The organism is Pokkaliibacter plantistimulans, from assembly GCF_003194385.1.
GTDB classification, from domain to species: Bacteria; Pseudomonadota; Gammaproteobacteria; order Pseudomonadales; family Balneatricaceae; genus Pokkaliibacter; species Pokkaliibacter plantistimulans.
The window spans coordinates 18580-37648 of sequence record NZ_LAPT01000092.1 but is presented as its reverse complement, the minus strand read 5'-3'; the positions used below and the strand labels follow the sequence as shown (position 1 = coordinate 37648).

18 protein-coding genes are annotated in these 19069 nt (G+C 55.0%); 11 read left to right on the top strand and 7 right to left on the bottom strand.

Annotated elements, in window-relative coordinates:
* Window positions 1-13 precede the first annotated feature (13 nt).
* On the bottom strand, window positions 14-1348 hold the full coding sequence (locus tag WH50_RS18200; RefSeq protein WP_165838475.1) for a peptidylprolyl isomerase: 1335 nt from the start codon (window positions 1346-1348) through the stop codon (window positions 14-16).
* Entirely contained in the window at window positions 1329-4190 is a 2862-nt protein-coding gene (lptD, locus tag WH50_RS18195; protein ID WP_110188744.1) for an LPS assembly protein LptD, read from the bottom strand. Before lptD ends, WH50_RS18200 begins: the two co-directional genes overlap by 20 nt.
* 307 nt (window positions 4191-4497) lie before the next feature.
* Here lptD and WH50_RS18190 point away from each other — a divergent pair, with 307 nt between their 5' ends.
* From WH50_RS18190 to WH50_RS18170, 5 genes are all read left to right on the top strand, one after another.
* Window positions 4498-5553 carry an aminoglycoside phosphotransferase family protein gene (locus tag WH50_RS18190; protein ID WP_165838474.1) on the top strand — a complete coding sequence of 352 codons (1056 nt, stop codon included), beginning with the start codon at window positions 4498-4500 and terminating at the stop codon, window positions 5551-5553.
* The gene (gene murU, locus WH50_RS18185) at window positions 5550-6239 is read left to right on the top strand and encodes an N-acetylmuramate alpha-1-phosphate uridylyltransferase MurU (RefSeq protein WP_110188742.1); all 690 of its coding nucleotides are present in this window, start codon (window positions 5550-5552) and stop codon (window positions 6237-6239) included. Before WH50_RS18190 ends, murU begins: the two co-directional genes overlap by 4 nt.
* The gene (gene djlA / locus WH50_RS18180) at window positions 6232-7098 is read left to right on the top strand and encodes a co-chaperone DjlA (RefSeq protein WP_104156641.1); all 867 of its coding nucleotides are present in this window, start codon (window positions 6232-6234) and stop codon (window positions 7096-7098) included. The genes murU and djlA overlap by 8 nt, the downstream gene beginning before the upstream one ends.
* Window positions 7099-7373: 275 nt before the next feature.
* The gene (locus tag WH50_RS18175) at window positions 7374-8297 is read left to right on the top strand and encodes a DMT family transporter (protein ID WP_110188741.1); all 924 of its coding nucleotides are present in this window, start codon (window positions 7374-7376) and stop codon (window positions 8295-8297) included.
* 36 nt (window positions 8298-8333) lie between these two features.
* The gene (locus WH50_RS18170) at window positions 8334-8732 is read left to right on the top strand and encodes a hypothetical protein (protein ID WP_110188740.1); all 399 of its coding nucleotides are present in this window, start codon (window positions 8334-8336) and stop codon (window positions 8730-8732) included.
* An 8-nt stretch (window positions 8733-8740) separates the two neighbouring features.
* Here the strand turns inward: WH50_RS18170 and WH50_RS18165 are convergent, their stop codons facing one another.
* Window positions 8741-9304, bottom strand: a complete 564-nt coding sequence (locus WH50_RS18165) for a M48 metallopeptidase family protein (RefSeq protein WP_423808469.1) — start codon at window positions 9302-9304, stop codon at window positions 8741-8743.
* Window positions 9305-9492: 188 nt separating this feature from the next.
* Between WH50_RS18165 and WH50_RS18160 the strand changes: the two genes are divergently transcribed.
* Complete coding sequence (locus WH50_RS18160) at window positions 9493-9969, top strand: hypothetical protein (RefSeq protein ID WP_110188739.1); 477 nt, start codon at window positions 9493-9495, stop codon at window positions 9967-9969.
* A gap of 4 nt (window positions 9970-9973) precedes the next feature.
* Here the strand turns inward: WH50_RS18160 and WH50_RS18155 are convergent, their stop codons facing one another.
* A complete protein-coding gene (locus tag WH50_RS18155) occupies window positions 9974-10282 on the bottom strand; it encodes a hypothetical protein (RefSeq protein WP_133251365.1) in 309 nt (102 codons plus the stop codon).
* 390 nt (window positions 10283-10672) lie between these two features.
* Here WH50_RS18155 and WH50_RS18150 point away from each other — a divergent pair, with 390 nt between their 5' ends.
* From WH50_RS18150 to WH50_RS18145, 3 genes are read left to right on the top strand one after another with little or no spacing between them, the layout of a single operon-like run.
* The gene (locus WH50_RS18150) at window positions 10673-11320 is read left to right on the top strand and encodes a gamma-glutamylcyclotransferase (protein ID WP_207780379.1); all 648 of its coding nucleotides are present in this window, start codon (window positions 10673-10675) and stop codon (window positions 11318-11320) included.
* A gap of 13 nt (window positions 11321-11333) precedes the next feature.
* Window positions 11334-11471: a hypothetical protein gene (locus WH50_RS26395; protein WP_165838473.1), complete on the top strand. Its 138-nt coding sequence runs from the start codon at window positions 11334-11336 to the stop codon at window positions 11469-11471.
* A gap of 29 nt (window positions 11472-11500) precedes the next feature.
* Entirely contained in the window at window positions 11501-11812 is a 312-nt protein-coding gene (locus tag WH50_RS18145; protein ID WP_110188736.1) for a YqfO family protein, read from the top strand.
* Here WH50_RS18145 and WH50_RS18140 read toward each other — a convergent pair.
* Entirely contained in the window at window positions 11809-12246 is a 438-nt protein-coding gene (locus WH50_RS18140) for a GNAT family N-acetyltransferase (RefSeq protein WP_110188735.1), read from the bottom strand. The two genes, WH50_RS18145 and WH50_RS18140, sit on opposite strands and share 4 nt — an antisense overlap.
* Before the next feature lie 138 nt (window positions 12247-12384).
* On the opposite strand from WH50_RS18140, the gene WH50_RS26140 reads away from it, so the two are divergent.
* Entirely contained in the window at window positions 12385-12597 is a 213-nt protein-coding gene (locus WH50_RS26140) for a hypothetical protein (protein WP_133251364.1), read from the top strand.
* Window positions 12594-12833, top strand: coding sequence for a hypothetical protein (locus WH50_RS18135; RefSeq protein ID WP_207780378.1), 240 nt, complete (start codon window positions 12594-12596; stop codon window positions 12831-12833). The genes WH50_RS26140 and WH50_RS18135 overlap by 4 nt, the downstream gene beginning before the upstream one ends.
* Window positions 12834-12996: 163 nt before the next feature.
* Here WH50_RS18135 and WH50_RS18130 read toward each other — a convergent pair whose 3' ends face one another.
* Both WH50_RS18130 and WH50_RS18125 read right to left on the bottom strand, forming a co-directional pair.
* Complete coding sequence (locus tag WH50_RS18130) at window positions 12997-14097, bottom strand: response regulator (RefSeq protein WP_110188733.1); 1101 nt, start codon at window positions 14095-14097, stop codon at window positions 12997-12999.
* Between the two features lie 120 nt (window positions 14098-14217).
* Window positions 14218-19044, bottom strand: coding sequence for a response regulator (locus WH50_RS18125; RefSeq protein WP_110188732.1), 4827 nt, complete (start codon window positions 19042-19044; stop codon window positions 14218-14220).
* Between the last annotated feature and the right edge of the window lie 25 nt (window positions 19045-19069).

The following is a 19069-nucleotide window of genomic DNA, read 5'->3' as shown; positions in this document are numbered from 1 at the left end:
GCCGTGCTGGAACTCAGTACTTGTAGTCAATATAGGCCTCTGCCTGAATTTCACGTAGCCAGTTCTGCAGTTCTTCCTCATAGCGACGTTTACGCAGAATGTTGCGAGCTTCAGCCTCCAGCATGTTTTTACTCATGTCTTCCTTGCGGCGCTCCAGTACCTGGATGATATGCCAGCCGAACTCGGTATGAATGGGTTGGCTGATTTCACCGGGCTGCAGCTGGTTCATGGCCTGCTCAAAGGCGGGTACGGTCTGGCCAGGGTTGACCCAGTTGAGATCACCACCAGACACCTTCGAGCCCAGATCGTCGGTATACTCCTTGGCCAGCTTGGCAAAGTCTTCGCCATTGTTGATGCGCTGACGCAGGCGATCTGCCAGCGCCTTGGTCTGAGCTTCGTCACGAATGGCTGAAGGGGTAAGCAGAATATGACGGGCATGAGTCTGCTCGATCACGGTATTGGGAGCGCCCTGACGATCGACCAGCTTGACGATATGGAAGCCGCTGGCGCTACGGATCGGTCCGGCAACATCGCCTACCCCCATAGTGGGGACAACATCGGTGAAAATACTCGGCAGCTCGGCAGTGGATTTCCAGCCCATATCACCCCCTTCCAATGCCGTCTGGCTACTGGAATAAGCCAGTGCGAGCTGGTCGAAGTCGGCGCCTTTTTTGGCGTCCTCATACACCTGCCTAGCTTTGGCCTGGGCTTCGTCAATCTGCTTGGGGGAGGGGGTCTCTGGTATCGGGATCAGGATGTGATGCAAGTGAAACTTCAGTGAGCCGAAGGCAGAGTTGGGATTCTGCATCAGTTGCTTCACTTCTGAATCAGAAATGTGAATGCGGCTGTTGACGGCCTGCTGCTGCAGTTTCTGGATAGTGATGGTATTACGCACTTCTTCGCGGAAACCATCAAAAGAGGTACCTTCTGCTTCCAGCGCGTTCTTGAACTGCAGCAAATCCATGTTATTGGCCGCGGCTGTTTTGGTCAGGGCCGCATTCAGCTCGTTATCACTGATGCGGATGCCGCGCTGTTTAGCCAGCGACAATTGCAGGCGCTCCATGGCCAGTTGCTCCAGGACCTGATGACGTAGCTGGTCATAGGGGGGCAGCTGTTTATCTTTGAAGCGCTGCTGCACCATGCGAATACGGCGATCCAGTTCGCTATTCAGTACGACATCATCATCAACGATGGCCGCTACACCATCCAGTTGCCGGTCAACGGCGGCAGCAGGTTGGGCAGGCTTGGCTGCCGAAGCAGCCCAGCAGACAGGAGTGATAACGGCTCCGAGCAAAAACAGATGACGGAAATGACGCAGCGCGCTGCGCTTATTTGTTGTTGCTTTCACGTTCTTCGAATCCTGTAATTTCTTCGAGAATGGAAGAGGTATTACTACCATTGTCACCAAAGCCAGTATTGAAACCGGCCAGTCCTTTGAGGGTGAACTGCAGGAATACACCGCTTTTACGACGCTCATCATCCTCCGCGTCGCCATCGTACCAGTTGCGCTGCAAAGCGCGCACACGCCAGCAGCAGTTTTCATATTCCACGCCCAGCATGGTTTCCAGCGTACGGCTTTCTTCAATGTCCCGGTTCCAGCGTGCGAGCAGTGAGTACTGGGCACTGATCGGCCAGATGACTGACATGTCGGTTTGATACTGGAAGTCATCCCGATTGAAACTGCTGCTTTCCGGGTCATCTTCGTAAAACTTGCGCAAACGCAGGTTGATAATGTGGTCGATATCGCTTTGGTAACGGAGTGTCACGCCACTGTCACTCAGTACGCTCTGTTGCGGGCTCCACACCGCGTCTGCCAGCAGCGACAGGCGCTGGTTGATCTGGAACTCGCCGCGGCTAGCAATCGGGGAGGTTGATGAGGTGAGCGTCTCATCATCTTCTTCAAGTCGTACCTTGCGATCCTGGAAGTAGAACGTCTGGCCAAGACCGAGCATCGCCCGCTGACTGCCATCATCTTCGTAGAAGCGTGAGGTCAAGCCTGCTGATACTTGATTCATGTCACCGATGCGATCCTGACCGGTGAACCGGTAGTCACGCCAAAGCTGATCGTAGTTAAAGGTCAGCTCATCCGTATCAAACAGCGGTAGCCTGGACTGATCCTGATAAGGGGTATAGGTGTAGAACAGGCGAGGCTCCAGAGTCTGGGTGAAACTCTCATCACGGAAGTCATACTGACGCTCCATGACCAGGCCGGTATCCAGCGTAGCGGTAGGAATAGTGAACTGATCGCTGTCGGCATACCCGGTGGGCATGTTGTCCAGAGAGTAGAAACGCTGGTTCAGGCGGGTGCTGCCGCGGACAAAGCCCCAGGGGCGCACCAGATTGTAGCTGGCATTGGCCTGAGCCACAGTTCGCAGGCCGGTGGCCTTGTCTATACCACTTAACTTGTCCTGTTTACGGGTGAAATTGGTGGTCTGGAAGCTGTAGCCCAAGCCCAGATTTTGAACTGAGTTGGGCACGCTGCCGGATACATCGAAGTGCGGTGACTCCTGGTAAGGATTGGCTATGGTGTCGTCCAGCGTCTGATAATACTTGACCCGCGCTCCGGCATTCCAGTTGTCGCCGTAGTAGCGAACCTCTCCGACCTGATCCAGGTGGGTGTCCTTTTCTACTGATAAATCGACGGACAGGTCTTTCTGGTAATCGATATCACCCACTTTTGTAGCATACACCCGAGTATACAGCTGTGGTGATGGATTACCCTTGTGGTCGATGCCCAACAACCAACGAGTCTTATCGGCAATCTGGTCATGTGGCATATAGGCACCACTAAAAGTGTTATATGACCAGTCGTTCATGTATCTGAATTCAGCTTCGGTTAGCAGTCCGCGCTTCTCTATCAGGCGTGGGGTGATGGTGGCGTCGTAATTCGGTGCCAGGTTCAGGTAGTAGGGCGTAGCGATCTCGATACCATCCTTGGAGTTGACGCTGAAGTCGGGGTAGAGGAAACCGCTTTTGCGCTTATCCGAGATCGGAAAGGAAAACCACGGCAAGTAGAGAATAGGAACATCAGCGACCCGTAAGGTGGCATTGTAGGCTTCGCCATAACCTTCATCCTTGTGCAGGACAATACTGCTGCCGTGCAGGGTCCAGCTGTCATTGCCAGGTTCACACCGGGTGAAATAGGCACTGCTCAATTCAGTCCGCTGTTCTTTCTCGTTATTGCTCAGCGATGCAGCGACACCGCGCAGATGAAGTCCGTACTGAACGAACTGGACGTCGTGCATAGTGCTGGCAGAGGAGTTGAGGTTCACATCACCGCTCTGGCCGACCACCAGCATGCCCGGCTGACGGTAACGCAAGTTACCTTGCAGATGGACTTCGCCATTGGCTTGATCGTATTTGGCATAATCAGCAGCGACCCGTTGCGCTCCCTGGCGCACGTAAACGGGGCCATAAAGTTCGCTGTCATCGCCGAGACGGGTGCTACTGCGATTGGCAAGTACATAAACCTGCTGATGCTCTTGTGGCTGTTTGAGGTCATTCGCAGTGAAGCTGGGTTCCTGATAGAAACCCTCACAGTGATTGGTCGGATCCACCCCCTTTGGGTTCTGATACCAGTCCAGATAAGAGTATGGGGTAGGAATCGCACTGCCTGCGGCAGGTTTGTTCTCAATCGGCCAGCCTTGAGCGACCGCTGCGGACTGACTGCCAGCCAGTCCGGCGTCCTGCAACGAGGAAGGGTTGTCTGTTACTGTCTCGCTGGTTTTGGCCTGGCTGGCAACATAGGTTGCAGCGGGGCTGGATGTGCCTGCCTCTGCCCTGGAGGACGAGTCTGGAGCTTTCGCGGTATCTGCGGGAGCCGCTGACTCTGACGTGTCCATAGGAGCTGCCGCCTCTCTGGCAGGCTCTTGTACTGCGTCCGTCTCAGTGTGCTGAGAGGGCTGGCTGCTCTGACTGTCTAGAGGTGCGAGCTGAGCCTGCACAGCCTCTTCATCGGCTTCAGTAACCTTCGCGGGCACAGCTGGCTCAAGGGCGGGAGGGCTGTCAGCCTGGGCTGACGGGTTGCAGTCCCAACGACCATTTGCTGTCTGGCTGCAATTCCAGCCTGCCTCAGTCGAGTCCGCAGGCGCTGGAGTGGCAGCATAGGCCTGCCCTTGCTTCATCAGTACAATCACGGCACCGATGGCGAGGACCAGGGGAGTTTTCACAAAGTGATGTCTGGCTGTCATGCCGGTTCCATTCAGTCAAAAGTGTCGGACAGCGCTGAGCAAGTTTATTGGAGCAGGGCCGTGGCAATCGCACTTTATCACCTGTCCAACGCAGTTCGTTGTCAGTTATGTAACAACAAATACTGTAAGGTCAGCGCTATCGCCTTCGCTGGTGCCAGGTCCGATCAAGCCGGAGCAGACAGCAGGCAATCCATACCCGATGACGCACGCGGGCTATGCCCTGCAGCGCATGCAGTGGGGTGACGACAGAGTCTTAAAAGCAGGCATAATAATGCATCCCTTTTATGCAAACCAGAGGAGTGGCAGGGTGGCCCGGCTTGATCAATTACAGTCATGGGTTGCGGAAACGCAGAGTGGTAATCAGGCGTGGCCTGCATCCTGGCAGTGGCAGCTGGTGTCGGGTGATGCCAGTTTTCGAAAGTATTACCGGGTGATAAGGGAAGACGGCACGACAATCATTGCGGTGGATGCACCCCCGGCCCAGGAAAATAACCCGGCATTTGTGGCGTTGGCCCGTCATTGGCGGGAAAAGGGGATGCGTTTGCCAGAAATCCTGGCTGCCGACTTCGATCAGGGCTTTTTGCTGGTAGAGGATTTTGGCGATGTCATGCTGCGAGACCGGCTGAGTGCCGCCACAGTGGATGGCTGGTATCAGCAAGCATTGGCACTTCTACCCAGTTTGCAACAGATTGACGATTGCCAGGACTATCCTCTGCCTTGTTACGATAGGGTAATGCTGGAGCGTGAGCTGGAAATCTTTGCTGAGTGGTTCTATCGCGGTTTGCTGCACTTGTCTGGGACATCGAAAACGCAACATGTCTGGAGAGAGCTCTGTCAGCATCTGGTTCAAGCAATGCTGGAGCAGCCCCAGGTATGTATTCACCGCGACTTCCATTCGCGCAACCTGATGTGTCTGACGGAGGGACATCTGGGACTGATCGACTTTCAGGGCGCTGTGCGTGGTCCGGTCAGCTATGATGTGGTGTCGCTGATACGGGACTGTTATCTGCGCTGGCCAGTCTCACAGGTGAGGTGCTGGAGTGAATACGCCTATGACCTGCTGAGGCAACAGCAGCCGTCCGTTTTGCAGGAGGTCAGTCTGACGGAATGGCAGCGCTGGCTGGATCTGACAGGGATGCAGCGTCATCTCAAGGCTATCGGCATCTTTGCCAGACTGCATTTGCGCGACGGCAAATCAGCCTACTTGCATGATATTCCAAGGACATTGGGTTACGTTCTGGAGCAGGCGCAGTGTTATGCCGAATTTGAGCCCTTTGCCCAACTGCTACTTGATCAGGTAGTGCCTGCTCTGCGAGAGTGTAGTTCGATCAGTGTGGAAGCCCAGAAGGACTTAACGACATGAAAGCAATGATATTGGCGGCAGGAAAGGGAGAGCGGATGCGTCCGTTGACCGAGCAGTTGCCCAAGCCGTTATTGCCGATAGCGGGCAAGCCTCTCATCGTTCACCATCTTGAACGACTGGCCGCTGCAGGGATTACAGAGATCGTGATTAACCATTCCTGGTTGGGGGAGCAATTGGTGCTGGCCCTGGGGGATGGTAGTCAGTTTGGTGTCAGTATCAGCTACTCTGCTGAGGATGAGCCGCTGGAAACCGGTGGCGGTATTTATAAAGCGCTGCCTTTGCTGGGTGAAGAGCCCTTTATTGTCATCAATGGCGATGTCTGGATTGATTGCGACTTCGCTAAGCTGAAGAATGCTTTGCAAGACGATGACATGGCACATCTGGTACTGGTGCCGAACCCTGAGCATAACCCTGAGGGGGATTTTGCTCTGTTCGAAGGGCGCATCTACGCTGACAAGGAGCTTGGAGAGACCTGTACCTTCGCCGGCGTCAGTGTGTTACATCCTGTACTGTTTACCTATTGTTTTGGCGAGTCTGAGCGTTTTCAATTGGCGCCGCTGTTGCGACTGGCCATGCTGGAAAACCGCATCAGTGGTGAGCTTTATCAGGGGGACTGGACCGATGTAGGCACTCCTGAGCGGCTGGCAGCTCTGGAAGTGAGGGTAAGGAATACCACCGGTGAGTGATGTCTGGTTGGAAAAGTTGAGCCGTCATCGTACAGGTCTGATTGTGGGTGGACTGATTGGTTTGCCCTGGGGTGGCCCTGTGGGAGCATTGTTTGGTGCTGCAGTAGGTTACTGGCTCGATAAACAACTGCGTAAGAGCAGTGGGCCGGGCAGCCATCTGGAGGTGCAGCGTGCTTTCTTTGTTGCTACCTTTACCGTCATGGGACGTCTGGCCAAGGCCGATGGTCGTGTGACGGAAACCGAGATCGCTTTCGCTAAATCGGTCATGGATCGCATGCGTCTCAATGATGCACAGCGACAGGAGGCAATCCGGTTTTTCAATCAGGGGAAGGAACCGCAAACTGACCTGCATGCCGTGCTGGAACCACTGGTATTCAGCATGTCGCGTAGTTTTTCTCTGCGCCAGATATTTCTGGAAATCCAGCTGCAAACGGCGATGATCGACGGACAGATCACTCAGGGAGAAGTGGAAGTCCTGGATAAGGTGTGTAGCCAGTTACGTATCGGCGTCGATGAGTTTCAGTCGTTGATCCGCAGGATGCAGGCTGAGCAGGCCTTTTTTCAGTGGCATCGCCAGCGTGGACAGCAACAGCAGGGCTATCAGGAGCAATTCCAGCAATGGGGGCAGCAACGCTCTGCCGCTGCAGGCCTGCAGGAAGCTTATGGTGTGCTCGGTGTGACCGCTGAAGCAAGCGATCAGGAGCTGAAGCAGGCCTATCGTCGACTAATGAGTCAGCATCATCCCGATAAGCTGGTATCCAAAGGCTTGCCGGATGAAATGATTCAGCTGGCCAAGGAAAAAACGCAGGAAATCCAGGCCGCCTATGAGCGTGTCAAAGAGGCACGTGGACTGAAATAGCCCTGAGTGTCTATTGGCAGACGCCTTTGAGGCCGCAGTATCGTAGCGCAAAAGCCGCAATGGTTTTTGTACTGACTGCGGCAGTCTCTCCTGACTCAGAGAATCTGTGTATCTTCTGTTTACCTCTATGACGCGACTCACTGGTGCCATCGGTAGCCCTTGCCAGACAGGGGGATTGAACTGAGAATAGCCACCCTGTTACGTTGCTGTTAGTTGTAACACCTTCTCTGTTTGGCGTTAGCGCCAGCCCCATGTGTACGACCTCAGGCCAGACTATGTCTTCCTCCCAAGCTGCTTTGACTGCTCAACCTGACCCCGCCCAGGCGGCTCGGGCTGATGGTATTTTATTTGGTGTCACCTTTCTGGCTGGCTTGGGGTGGATCTTCTCCAAGGAGGCTGTTGCCAGCTGGCCCCCGCTCCTCTTTATTGGTCTGCGATTCTTGTTGGCCAGCCTGATACTGGTGATCGTCGGGTGGCGCTACATGCAGCGCACCAGTGCACGTAACTGGCTGCGTGCCCTGGTGACTGGCGGCCTGATGTCGTTAGCGATGGTGTGCTGGGTGTTCGGCCTCAGTCATGCAACGCAGATTGGCGTTGGGGCATTTCTGGCCTGTTTTGGTGTGCTGCTGGTACCGGTAGTGGGCTGGTTCATGTATCGACAACGCTCGCCGTTGAGTGTCTGGCTGGCGTTGCTGATCGCTCTGATCGGTGTGGTCTGTCTGGCGTGGGACAGAGGTTTTGATCTTGAGTTGGCGCATATCTGGTTTCTGTTGTCTGCACTATTATTCGCCATCCTATTTAATCTTAATACTCGCTATGCGGCGAGCTTGCCTGTCATGCAGCTGGTTGCAATCCAGCTGGCAGTGGTTGGTGCGATCAACATGATCCTGTCCCTGTTAATCGAAAGCTGGCCGCAGAGCACGACAGTTGCGATGTGGGGATGGTTTTTCGCCAGTGTATTGATCGCCACCAGCCTGCGCTTTTTTTTACAGATTTATGCTCAGGGCCAGACCACGGCTTCCCGGGCTGCCCTGGTTATGATGATGGAGCCTGTGTGGACGGCAGTGATGGCTGCCCTCTGGTATGGCGAAGCAATGAGTCGGAACCAGCTGCTGGGATGTTCACTGATTTTCCTTGCCCTGATTGTTAACCGTTGGCGGCAGCTGGCGACCCTGCTGCGTGGCAAGAGCAAAATATAAAAAACCTATTGGTATTTATTTGATGAGGAGCCTCACATGATCAGTAACGAAGATCAGCTATTCCTGCAGGCCTTTGAGGAGCTTGAGTTGCCAGCAGAGCAGTTCAAGCATCGCAACCATCTGCGTCTGGCATGGCTTCTGCTACAGCTGGAGGCTGATTACGAGTTGACTTTCGGCCGGCTGGCGGAAGGGATTCGCCGCTATGCCACCCATCTGGGTGTGCCTGATCTGTATCATGCTACTTTGACCGATGCGATGTTAAGGCTGGTGGACGAGAGGCAGCGCAGCGGGCTTTATACAACCTGGCAACAGTTATTGGAGGCTCATCCGGAGTTACTTTCTCAGGGTAAAGAGCTGGTTGCTGCGCGTTACTCTACCGCATTGCTGGACTCATTTGCTGCCAGACAGCAGGTGCTGCCTCCAGACTTGCAATAACGTCAGGGTTACACAGCTGACCCCGTCAGCAGCTCCTGATGGGTCAGATAAAGCCGCATATCGAACTCCAGCTGGTGATAGTGAGGTTCCATGTGCAGACAAAGCTGGTAAAACGCCTTGTTGTGATCACGCTCACGCAGATGAGCCAACTCATGCACTACGATCACGCGCAAGAACGCCATCGGGGCTTTGCGAAACAGCGCTGCAATCCGAATTTCCTTCTTGTTCTTCAGCTTGCCACCCTGGATGCGGGAAATGCTGGTATGTAATCCCAGAGCATGCTGCAGCACATTTATCTTGCTGTCGTAACAGACTTTGCTAATGGGAGGAGCGGTACGCAGATAGCGACTTTTCAGCTCTTGCGTATAGTCGTACAGTGCGCGGTCACTGATGACATCGTGGCCATCGGGATAACGTTGATTCAGCCAGCTACCTAACTGCTGACGGTCGATCAGCGTGCGGACTTGTTGCAGCAGGTGGTCAGGATAGCCGTTCAGGTAGCGTAGTGTAGTCATGTGACGGGTGTTGTTGATTGAGCAGGTTGGGTTGTTGTGCTGGTCGAAGGGCTCCATGATAACAGGACAGCTTTCGTTGCCCTACACGTCGTCATTGGGATCACCGGTTCAGGATGAAAGACGAAAAGGGCAATGACTATCACTACGGAAAAGCATCACTACGGAAAAGCATCACTACGGAAAAGCATCACTACGGAAAAGCATCACTACGGAAAACCACTACTATGGGAAAAGGAGTGCAAAGGATGCGGATATTGACCTCAGCTATTGCAGGAGGGCTACTGGTCACGCTGGTGGGTTGCAGTGCAACGGTGCCGAAAGCAACCAGGCCTGACTCCACCGAGTCTCTCTACCAGCGTTACCGACAGTATGTCGCAGTAGTCCAGGCGGAGCAGGCGGACAAGGAATATCCACAGTACTTCAGCCGTCGTATCGTCGATGTGGCAGGGGCTCATCAGGATGCCCGTGACCAGCTTTGGTTTCCCACCTATATGAAACATGAAGTGGCACATCATGAGAGCGCAGCCGGGAGTGCCAGGCATTGCCTGCTGGTTAACGGTTACGATATCAATGATGAGCCCATGACCTTTAGTCTGGAGTACTTGCGCGAGCAAGGGCAGTGGCTGATCGATGGGGTCAATGTGGCGTTGTACAAAAGTGCTGATGCCTTTCCCCGGCACGTCAAATGCCCTGATGAGATCGGCGGTTTGTCGACCCAGTGACCTGTCAGAACAGGGTCGCTGGCGGGCAGATGGCCCATGCGGAGCTGCTGAGAATGAGACAGCCAAACAGGATCAGCAGATTGCGTCGGGCGGATCGCCCCTTGCCCTTTATGGCCTGATAGACACTGGCCAGCAGGAGCATCAGTGCAAAAGCGGCCATGGCCAGCCACAGTATCATCTCAATGCTGAGCAGTACCGGGCTGGGAGTCTGATGCAAGGCAATGATCCGATGAGCCATGCTGGTCGCCAGCAACAACAGGCCTAGTAGTAGAGGAAGAGCGCGGGTGAGCAATATCTTGGCTGGGCTGGACACTAGGCACGGTTTCCTTGTGATGAGTCACGCAGACTGCTTTTTGGAACAGACTGCCTTGTGGAGCACTCCCTCTGGCATGGTGGCCGACAATCTGGAGTCACCTGAATGTTCTTGATCTCAACGGTAGTCACAAACTTGTGGGCCTCATCGATCATTTCGGCGGTTGATTCAACACCGGGTGGCCGATGCCTGGCACATCGTGCACGGGGCAGACAAAGAACATTGGTGCGTATATCGGCAGGCCACTTCGTTAAGGTAGCAGAGTAACGCCGGGGATCAATCTCGGCGAGCCCCGCATTGAGGAATGATTTAGTGCCGGTATACGATCGCATTGGCAGATAAATTGCTGCCATTCTCACTACCGATTCACTTTCACAGCGCTAACAGGTTATGACGTTCTCAACGGCGATGTCACATTCCGGCACCCACCGCTGCCAGGAAGCCCACATTGCACAGCCACCGTCCGGTAGTCTGTGGGTATTTGGTTACGGCTCACTGATCTGGCGGCCGGATTTTCCCTTTATCGAGGCGCATGAAGCGCTGCTGTATGGCTACCATCGCTCACTGTGCGTATGGTCCCATGTGCATCGTGGTACTCCCGATCAGCCCGGGTTGGTGTTCGGACTTGATCAGGGCGGTTGTTGCCGTGGGCGGGTTTATCGAGTTGATGAAGCCACACAATGGCAGGTGCTGAGTTATCTGGCGGAGCGTGAGCTGACAACGGCTGTGTATCAGCCTCGCTATCTGTGGGTGCATACCGATCAGGGGCGACAACATGCCCTGTGTTTTGTTGTGGATAAAACCCACCACCAGTATGCGGGAGCGCTCACGCCTGACAAGGCCGCGTTGGCTGTTGCTCGTGCAGTGGGGAAGAGTGGGCGTAGTCTGGATTATCTTGCCGCTACCCTGTCTGAACTGGAGGCACGGGGGCTGCCCAGTCGTCATCTGCAGACTATTCTGCAACAGGCTCAAACACTGTCTTGTACTGATTTTGCTCGTACTGACTGCGGCGAGCTGGTGAGGAGCCTGCAGACGTAATGAAGGAGTGGCTATGACGACGAAACGGAATGGCAGCAAAGCCCGAAAGAAGCCCTGTGCCACCTGCATGACATTGCGCTGGCTGGTACTGGTCGTGGTTGGGCTGTTTATATTGCTGATGCTGCAAATGAGTCATCTGGCGGGGAGCTGATGACCGCCTGTAAGAGGAAAGGTCAAGTCATGTACAAGCTGGTATTTTTTGTCCCTGAGAGTCATCTGCAACAAGTCAAAGATGCTGTTTTTGCCACGGGGGCTGGTCGTATTGGCAACTATGAAGCCTGCTGCTTTCAACTCAAGGGGGTGGGGCAGTTTCGTCCTCTGGCGGGCAGTCAGCCCTTCATCGGTGATGAAGGGCGTCTGCAGCAGGTGGAGGAGTGGCGGGTTGAGCTGGTCGCTGCGGATGCAGTGATTGCTGACGCCGTGACTGCACTAAAGCAGGCTCACCCCTACGATGAAGTGGCCTATGAGGTCTGGCCGCTGGCTTCGTTTTAATGCCGGAGCAGCGATTTGCGATAGATAAATTGATTGTTCTGACACTGAAATCCTTCCGCTTGAAAGAACAGCTGCCGACCCTCCTGATGGGCGTCAGCTGAACCCAGCAGGACAGAGCAATGCTGCTGAATGATCCAGCCTTCTGCATGTTGCAGCAGTTTGCGTCCTGTCCCCTGTCCCTGATAGGGCGCTTCAACTCCCAGACCTTGAATCAATGCCTGCCTGCCACAATCCAGCGAAAACACGATAGCGATGTGCAGCCAGCCACAGAGATGTCCGGTAGGTGTGCAGGCTACCCAGATTTGATGATCGGCCATCGCACAGAGGCGAATCATTCTCGAGGTAAGCAATTCGTTATCTGCAGGTGAGCCCAGGTGAATACAGAGACGCGCCAGCGCTGCGGCATCGTCAGGAATAGCTTGGCGGATATGCATGGATTCCTGTAGCTCCTGATCGTGACAGGTACAGTGTGGAAAGGGACAGGTAACGGTTCATGTTGCACTGAGTAAGTCACCACAAGTGTAGTTGGTGATGGCGCTGTGTGCTTGCCAGGCAGTTCAAGGTCATGGTTTATGAGCCAGATAGTATTAAAGATGTCTTCTTCTCCTATTTGCCTGCCGCAGGGGGCGTGTAACTGTAAAAAAACGGTTGCCTTCAGCTTTGGAAAACAATATTTAGAAAGTGGCAATTTTCATCAAAAGATACAGGCGCGCACCTGTGTCTGGAACGGTCTATATTCTGTCAATCCCCAGTCTGAAGGTTCAGGCTGGGGGAAATCCTGGTGACTCATTGGTTGGGAGAGAAGACAGCCATGCGTTGGGAGGTAATGCGTCTGGAAGAGCAGATTGCTCAGGTCGAGAAGCGTCTTGAATGGGCAGTTGAGAGAGATGATGAAGCGTTGCAAGACAAGCTTGAGGAGCAGTTGGAGGCGCTAGAGAATCGCCTGGCTCATCTGCAAGGAGAGCGGATTGCCGACGTTGCAGAAAGCGGAGAGACGGCGGCACCAGAAACGGAAGAGTAAACGGTGGTTTGGGCAGCAAGACTGGCAAGAAGACCCTTTGGTTCTTCTTGCCAGTCATTCAATCATTCAGACAGAGCGACAACAGTTTGCTCGCAGACCCCCATCGTCTTACCGGGACTTACTTCGCCTCTCCATGCTGAGCCTCGATAGCAAGATAAAAACCTCACTGATCAGAGAACCGTTTCGATATCCCGATAAATTGCTGTTGTATTGTCAGGAAGGCATCAACAACATCGGGATCAAAATGCTTGCCACGGCCTTCGACGATAATGTCTCGTACCTGCTCGTGCGGCATGGCGGGTTTATAGATGCGCTTGTTGATCAGTGCGTCATACACATCGGCCAGTGCCATCAGCCGTGCCGCCACCGGAATATCATCGCCTTTGAGCTGTTGAGGGTAGCCAGAGCCATCCCATTTTTCATGATGAGAATAGGCAATTTCCTTGGCGAAGGTCAGAAAGGGTACCTCTCGGCCTAATGCCTGCTCTGCATTGATAATCACATCTCGCCCCTTTTCAGGGTGCGCCTTCATGATTTCAAACTCGCTTGGCTCGTAGCGGCCTGGCTTGAGCAAAATGGGGTCTGGAATGCCTACCTTGCCGATATCATGCAGCGGTGCGGACTTGAACAGTAAATCGATATTCTTGTCTGTCAGCGTGGCTGCAAAGCGCGGGTTGTCCTTCAGCTGTTCGGCCAGCGCTTTGACATAGTGCTGGGTACGGCGGATATGGTTCCCAGTCTCGTTGTCTCGGGTTTCTGCCAGTGATGCCAGTGCCATGATGGTCACGTCCTGAATTGCATGCACCTCTTCGGTTCTGCGGTTGACCTCCCGCTCCAGAAAGGCATTTTGATCGCGCAGGAAGTCGGCACTGGCTTTGAGGGTCAGATGGGTTTTTACCCTCGCCAGTACAATCGGCGGACTGATGGGTTTGGTAATGTAGTCAACGGCACCGAGCTCCAGACCCAGCTGCTCGTCTTCCATTTCCGCTTTTGCTGTCAGAAATATGACCGGGATATCCGCCGTTTCAGGGTTTGCCTTGAGCTGACGGCAGACCTCGTAGCCGTCCATGTCCGGCATCATGATGTCCAGCAGGATCAGATCAGGATGAGGGGCCGCTGTGGCAATACGCAAACCACGTTCACCATGATTGGCGACCTTCACCTTATAGGTATCCTTCAGCAACGCTGCCATCAGGGTGAGATTGTCCGGGGTGTCGTCCACTACCAGAATAGTGTCGCGTTCACCGGTTCGACTTCCCGTCATGGGGTACTCCATTTTCCGTATTTGGTTTCGGCCGCAGGGCAAAATGCCTGACGGGAAGCCGTTGATATCTGTTCGGCACGGCTGTGTTCAAGGGGCTTGGCCGCACACAGCGCAGTGCATTTATTTATTGCTGAAGTCATTGGTCTGGACTCGCTGCTGCAGTGTGGCAAGTGCTGTCTCGAAGTCAAAGGCCAGTACGGCGTTCTGAACGTCGCGAAAACGCGCGCCCAGCGCGGCACGCAGTTGATCGTTACAGCGCTCCAGATAGTCCGATGCTTCTGCGTCATTGTCAGCCAGCAGCCTCTGCAGATGCTCAAGCGCTTCACGTTGTTCACTGACAGAGTGCAGGCTCTGTTCAGGCGTCTCATCGTGATGAAGACTGCGCTTCAGCTCGCTGATGAGCTGGCTATGGAGCGTCTTTGCACGTGCCAGCGCAATATGGTCCGTGTTGATCAGTTGCTCGCTCAGCAGCATCTCCAGTTCGGCAGCCACGCTTTCCAGCGCAGTGGCGCCAATGTTACCACTGGTACTCTTCAAGGTATGGGCAATGCGCTGCGCTGTTTCTCTTTGCTGCAACAACAGGGCTTCCTGAAGCTGGCTGATTGACAGTGACTGGCTGTCCAGAAACTTGTTGAGCATTTTCAGGTAGAGCTCGGCTTTCCCCATGACTCTGCGCATACCCAGTCTGGTGTCCAGCCCGGCAATCTCCGGAAGCTTAGGTGGTTCAACCCCCTTGGGATGGCCCAACATGGTGGCACCAGTAGACTGGCTGGCAATATCGCTGACGGTAGCGGGGATCCACTGCAGCAGGGTGTGCCATAACAACTCCGGCTCAATAGGTTTGGCCAGATGATCGTTCATACCTGCTTCCAGGCATTGTTCGCGATCCCGCTGCATGGCGTTGGCCGTCATGGCTACGATGGGGAGTTTGGCGAAGGCGGGCAGGGCACGAATAGCACGGGTAGACTCAAGGCCATCCATCACCGGCATCTGCATGTCCATCAGCACCAGGTCGTAAGGCTGCTGCTGCACCTTGTCGAGGGCAATTTTGCCATCGGCGGCAATCTCTACCACCAGACCGATTTCACTGAGTAGCTCATACGCCACTTCCTGATTGAGCTCGTTGTCTTCTACCAGCAGGATGCGCTTGCCTTTCAGACGGCCAAGATCAGGCATGCTGTGGCTGAGTTCCTGCCGCTCGTGAGCGATGTCCGCACGATCCACACCGAACAGACGAATGATGGTGTCAAACAGCATGGAGGGGTTGAGTGGCTTGATCAGCACATCGCCGATACCGACCTGTTCGGCGCGCTTGAGAATTTCCTCCCGGCCATAGCCGGTGACCATCACCAGATGTGGTTTGTTGCGCAGCTCCAGTGTCTGGATATGACGGGCCGTTTCACTGCCGTCCATGTCCGGCATCTGCCAGTCGAGGAAGATCAGATCGTAAGGCTGACCGGCCTGTGCGGCATCGCGGACGGCATTGAGGGCTTCGCGGCCAGAAGCGACGGCATCGACGCGGAACTGCAGGTTTTCCAGCATGTCGTTGAGCACGGCTCTGGCATTGTCGTTGTCATCCACCACCAGCACCCGCCGACCACGGACATCAGGAATAGCCAGATGCTGGCGGCTACTGTCCTTGCCCAGTCGGGCGGTGAACCAGAAGGTTGAGCCCTGGCCGAAGGTGCTGTCGACACCCACAGCGCCCCCCATCAGCTCAGCTAGCCGTTTGCAGATCGCCAGCCCTAGTCCGGTGCCGCCGTAACGTCGGGTGGTTGAGGTGTCGGCCTGCTGGAAGCTCTGGAACAGACGCTGCATCTGCTCCTCCTTGATGCCGATGCCGGTGTCCTGCACAGCAAACCGCAGCAGCACATCCTGCTCGGTATCTTCCAGACACTGCACCACGATCTGAATCTCGCCTTCTTCGGTAAACTTCACCGCGTTGTTGGCATAGTTAATCAGAATCTGTCCCAGACGCAGAGGGTCGCCAATCAGGGCATTGGGCACATCCTGCGCAATATCAAAGATCAGCTCCAGGCCTTTGGCTTCGGCTTTTTCACTGATCAGGTTGGCCACATTGTCGAGCACGTTGTAGAGATCGAGGCTGGTGTGTTCCACATACAGTTTGCCCGCCTCGATTTTGGAGAAGTCGAGGATGTCATTGATGATGCCGAGCAGATGCTGACCGGACTGCTGGATCTTTTTCAGATAGTCTCGCTGACGGGGGCTCAGCTCGGTTTTCAGAGCAAGGTGTGACATGCCGATGATGGCATTCATCGGCGTACGGATTTCGTGGCTCATGTTAGCCAGGAAGTCGCCCTTGGCTTTGCTCGCTGCATCGGCTTCTTCCTTGGCTTCCGCGATCAGGCGCTGAGCCTCCTTCTGCTCGGAGATATCTACGTAGGTACCGACCAGACCGCCGGGGCTGCCATCCTGCAGGGTAAAGCCGGACGCCAGGTAGAGAGTCTGATGGGGGTGGCCGTCACTGAAGCGCACCGTGATTTCACGCTGTACATGGCCTGCGCTACAGATCAGCTCGTGACACTCTGCAGCACAACGCTCGCGCTCTTCCTCATCAATAAAACTCAGCTCGGCCATGGCATGGCCAAGCAACGTATCGCGTTGCACGGCGAAATGGCGCTCATAGGCCTGGTTGAAACCGAGGAAGTGCCCTTTGGCATCCAGATAAAACACCGGGTAGGGCACAGTATCGAAAAGGACGTGCTGGAACGCCAGCTGTTCATTGAGCTGCTGACGTGCCTGGAACTGCTCGGTCACGTCCTGCGTGACGCCGTAGATATCACAGGGTTTCTGCCGGGCATCACGGCTGATAAAGCCAACCGAATGCAGCCAAACCTGTCGACCATCACTGGGGCGGCGATAGGGGTAGGTGATATCCATGCCCGTGGCCCGGTCCTCGCGAGCATCCTCCAGCGCCTGGCGCACCTGGGCGGCAATGGCGTCATCAACCGCAGCGATATTGGCCAGCCAGTCCTGTTCCAGCCGATGGCACAGATCATCGCTGTCATTGCTGATACCGCAAAGGTCATCATTGCGCGGAGAGGAATTGAAATCGTTGCGACCATTCAGGGGGATGTGCCAGTAGCCAGCATTGGTCAGCTCCAGTGCCTTGTCAGACATACGATTGACGTGCTGGATATGCTCTTCCATGGCCTTGCGACTGCTGATATCGACAATGGATACGCAGGCACACAGACCACGCCCGCCAAGGCTGGGCAGGCGATTGAGGGCAATCTCCAGCGCCACCTGATGGCCCTGTTTGTGCAGACCCAGGCTGTCATGGGCGGACAGGTCATCACTGTCCTGGTCGGCAAAGAAGCGGCGCCATTTGTTGATAGCTTTACCGCTGCCGGAACCTGCCTTGCCGCTCAGCTCTTCCAGTAGCGCCGGAACAACAACTTCAGCCGGTCGACCCAGCAGCTCACCATCACTGTAACCAAAGATATGCTCGGCCAGAGGGTTGACCAGTTCGATACTGCCGTTGTCGTTGATCACCAGCATGCCGCTGGGTGACGATTCAATCAGGCGGCGATACCAGGCTTCGGTTTCTGCCAGCTGTTCCTGCTGTGCTTCCAGCTCGACGGTCTGCTCCTCAAGATGGCGAGCCTGCTCTTCCATTTGCCGTGCCTGCGCCTGAGTGGCTTCCAGTAGCTGGCGGGTTTTCTGGGTACGCTCAAGAATTTCAAGACTCATCGCCATGACGGGCAGCAGGGCATCCAGCAGCGCGGATGTGCGCTCACTGAATTCTTCATGAGTGGCCAGCTCCAGCACCCCCAGCAGGCGATTATTGAGGCTGACCGGAATCACCCGTATCGCAGTGGGAATGGCCTCTCCTGTCCCTGAGCGGATCAGGATGTAATCCTGTGGTGGTCGGGTGAGGGTGATGGTATTCATTTCCAGCGCGCACTGGCCGACCAATCCCTCGCCAATATCAAAGGACTGGTTCAGGGATTTACGCTCGCTGATACCGTAACCGCCCATCAGCCGTAACCGCCGCTCGTCTTCTTCATGCAGGTAAAAAGCGGCATGACCGGTATTGAGCAGCGGTGCCACGCCGGTCAGCAGGCGTTGCGCCAGCTGGGTAAAGTTATCGGCCTGCTGCATGGCTGAGCCGATACTGGCGACATGGTGTTTGACCCATTGCTGGGTCTCCATCGCCTGATACACCTGCTGCAGACGCACGATGCCTTTGGCCATGGCGCCCATTTCGTTATTGCGGGTCTGGTAGGGGATCACTTCCTGTAACTGGCCATCAGCAATGCGCAGAATCGAATCGCGCAACAGCGCCAGCGGGCGGCTGATGAAGCGAATGGCACCCAGATAGATCAACAGCAGTAACAGGGTCAGGCCAATCAACGTGGCCAGCACCACCTGGCTCTTGTTCTGCGTATCGTTGGTGAGATGCTGGAAGTCATCCTGCATACGTGCGGCCAGACTGTGGTTGAGGTCATCCACCGCGTCATTGATGGCATCCGTGGCCGCCTGATAGGGGCCGTCCAGCACCAGCTCCATGGCTTCCTGTTTGCCTTGTCCCTTGACCTGCCCTTCGGCAATGCTGAAAGCATGTTGCTCGATTTCGGTCAGCTTCAGCAGTTGATCCCAGGCCGTGGCCAGCAGTTGCTGTTCCTGATCACTCAGGCCGCGGCGCCCGCTGTCATTGTGATCCTGAATGGTAGTGGCCAGCAGCTGCTGATAACGCTGTTTGATAGCAGGCTCTGTACTGTTGATATAGCTGCGTGCCAGCCGGGTGAGATCCTGTGAGCGGTTACGAATATCTTCGCCTGCTCGCTGTGTCTGACCACGCTGGTTGGAGAAAGAGGCAATACTCTGCTGATTATCAGTGATATTGCGCATCATCATGATGGAGGCAAATAGCAGTACCACCAGGGGTACCAGCGTGATTTCCAGTAGGCGTTGTATGCTCATGCTGTCTCTTTCATCCGTTTACTGC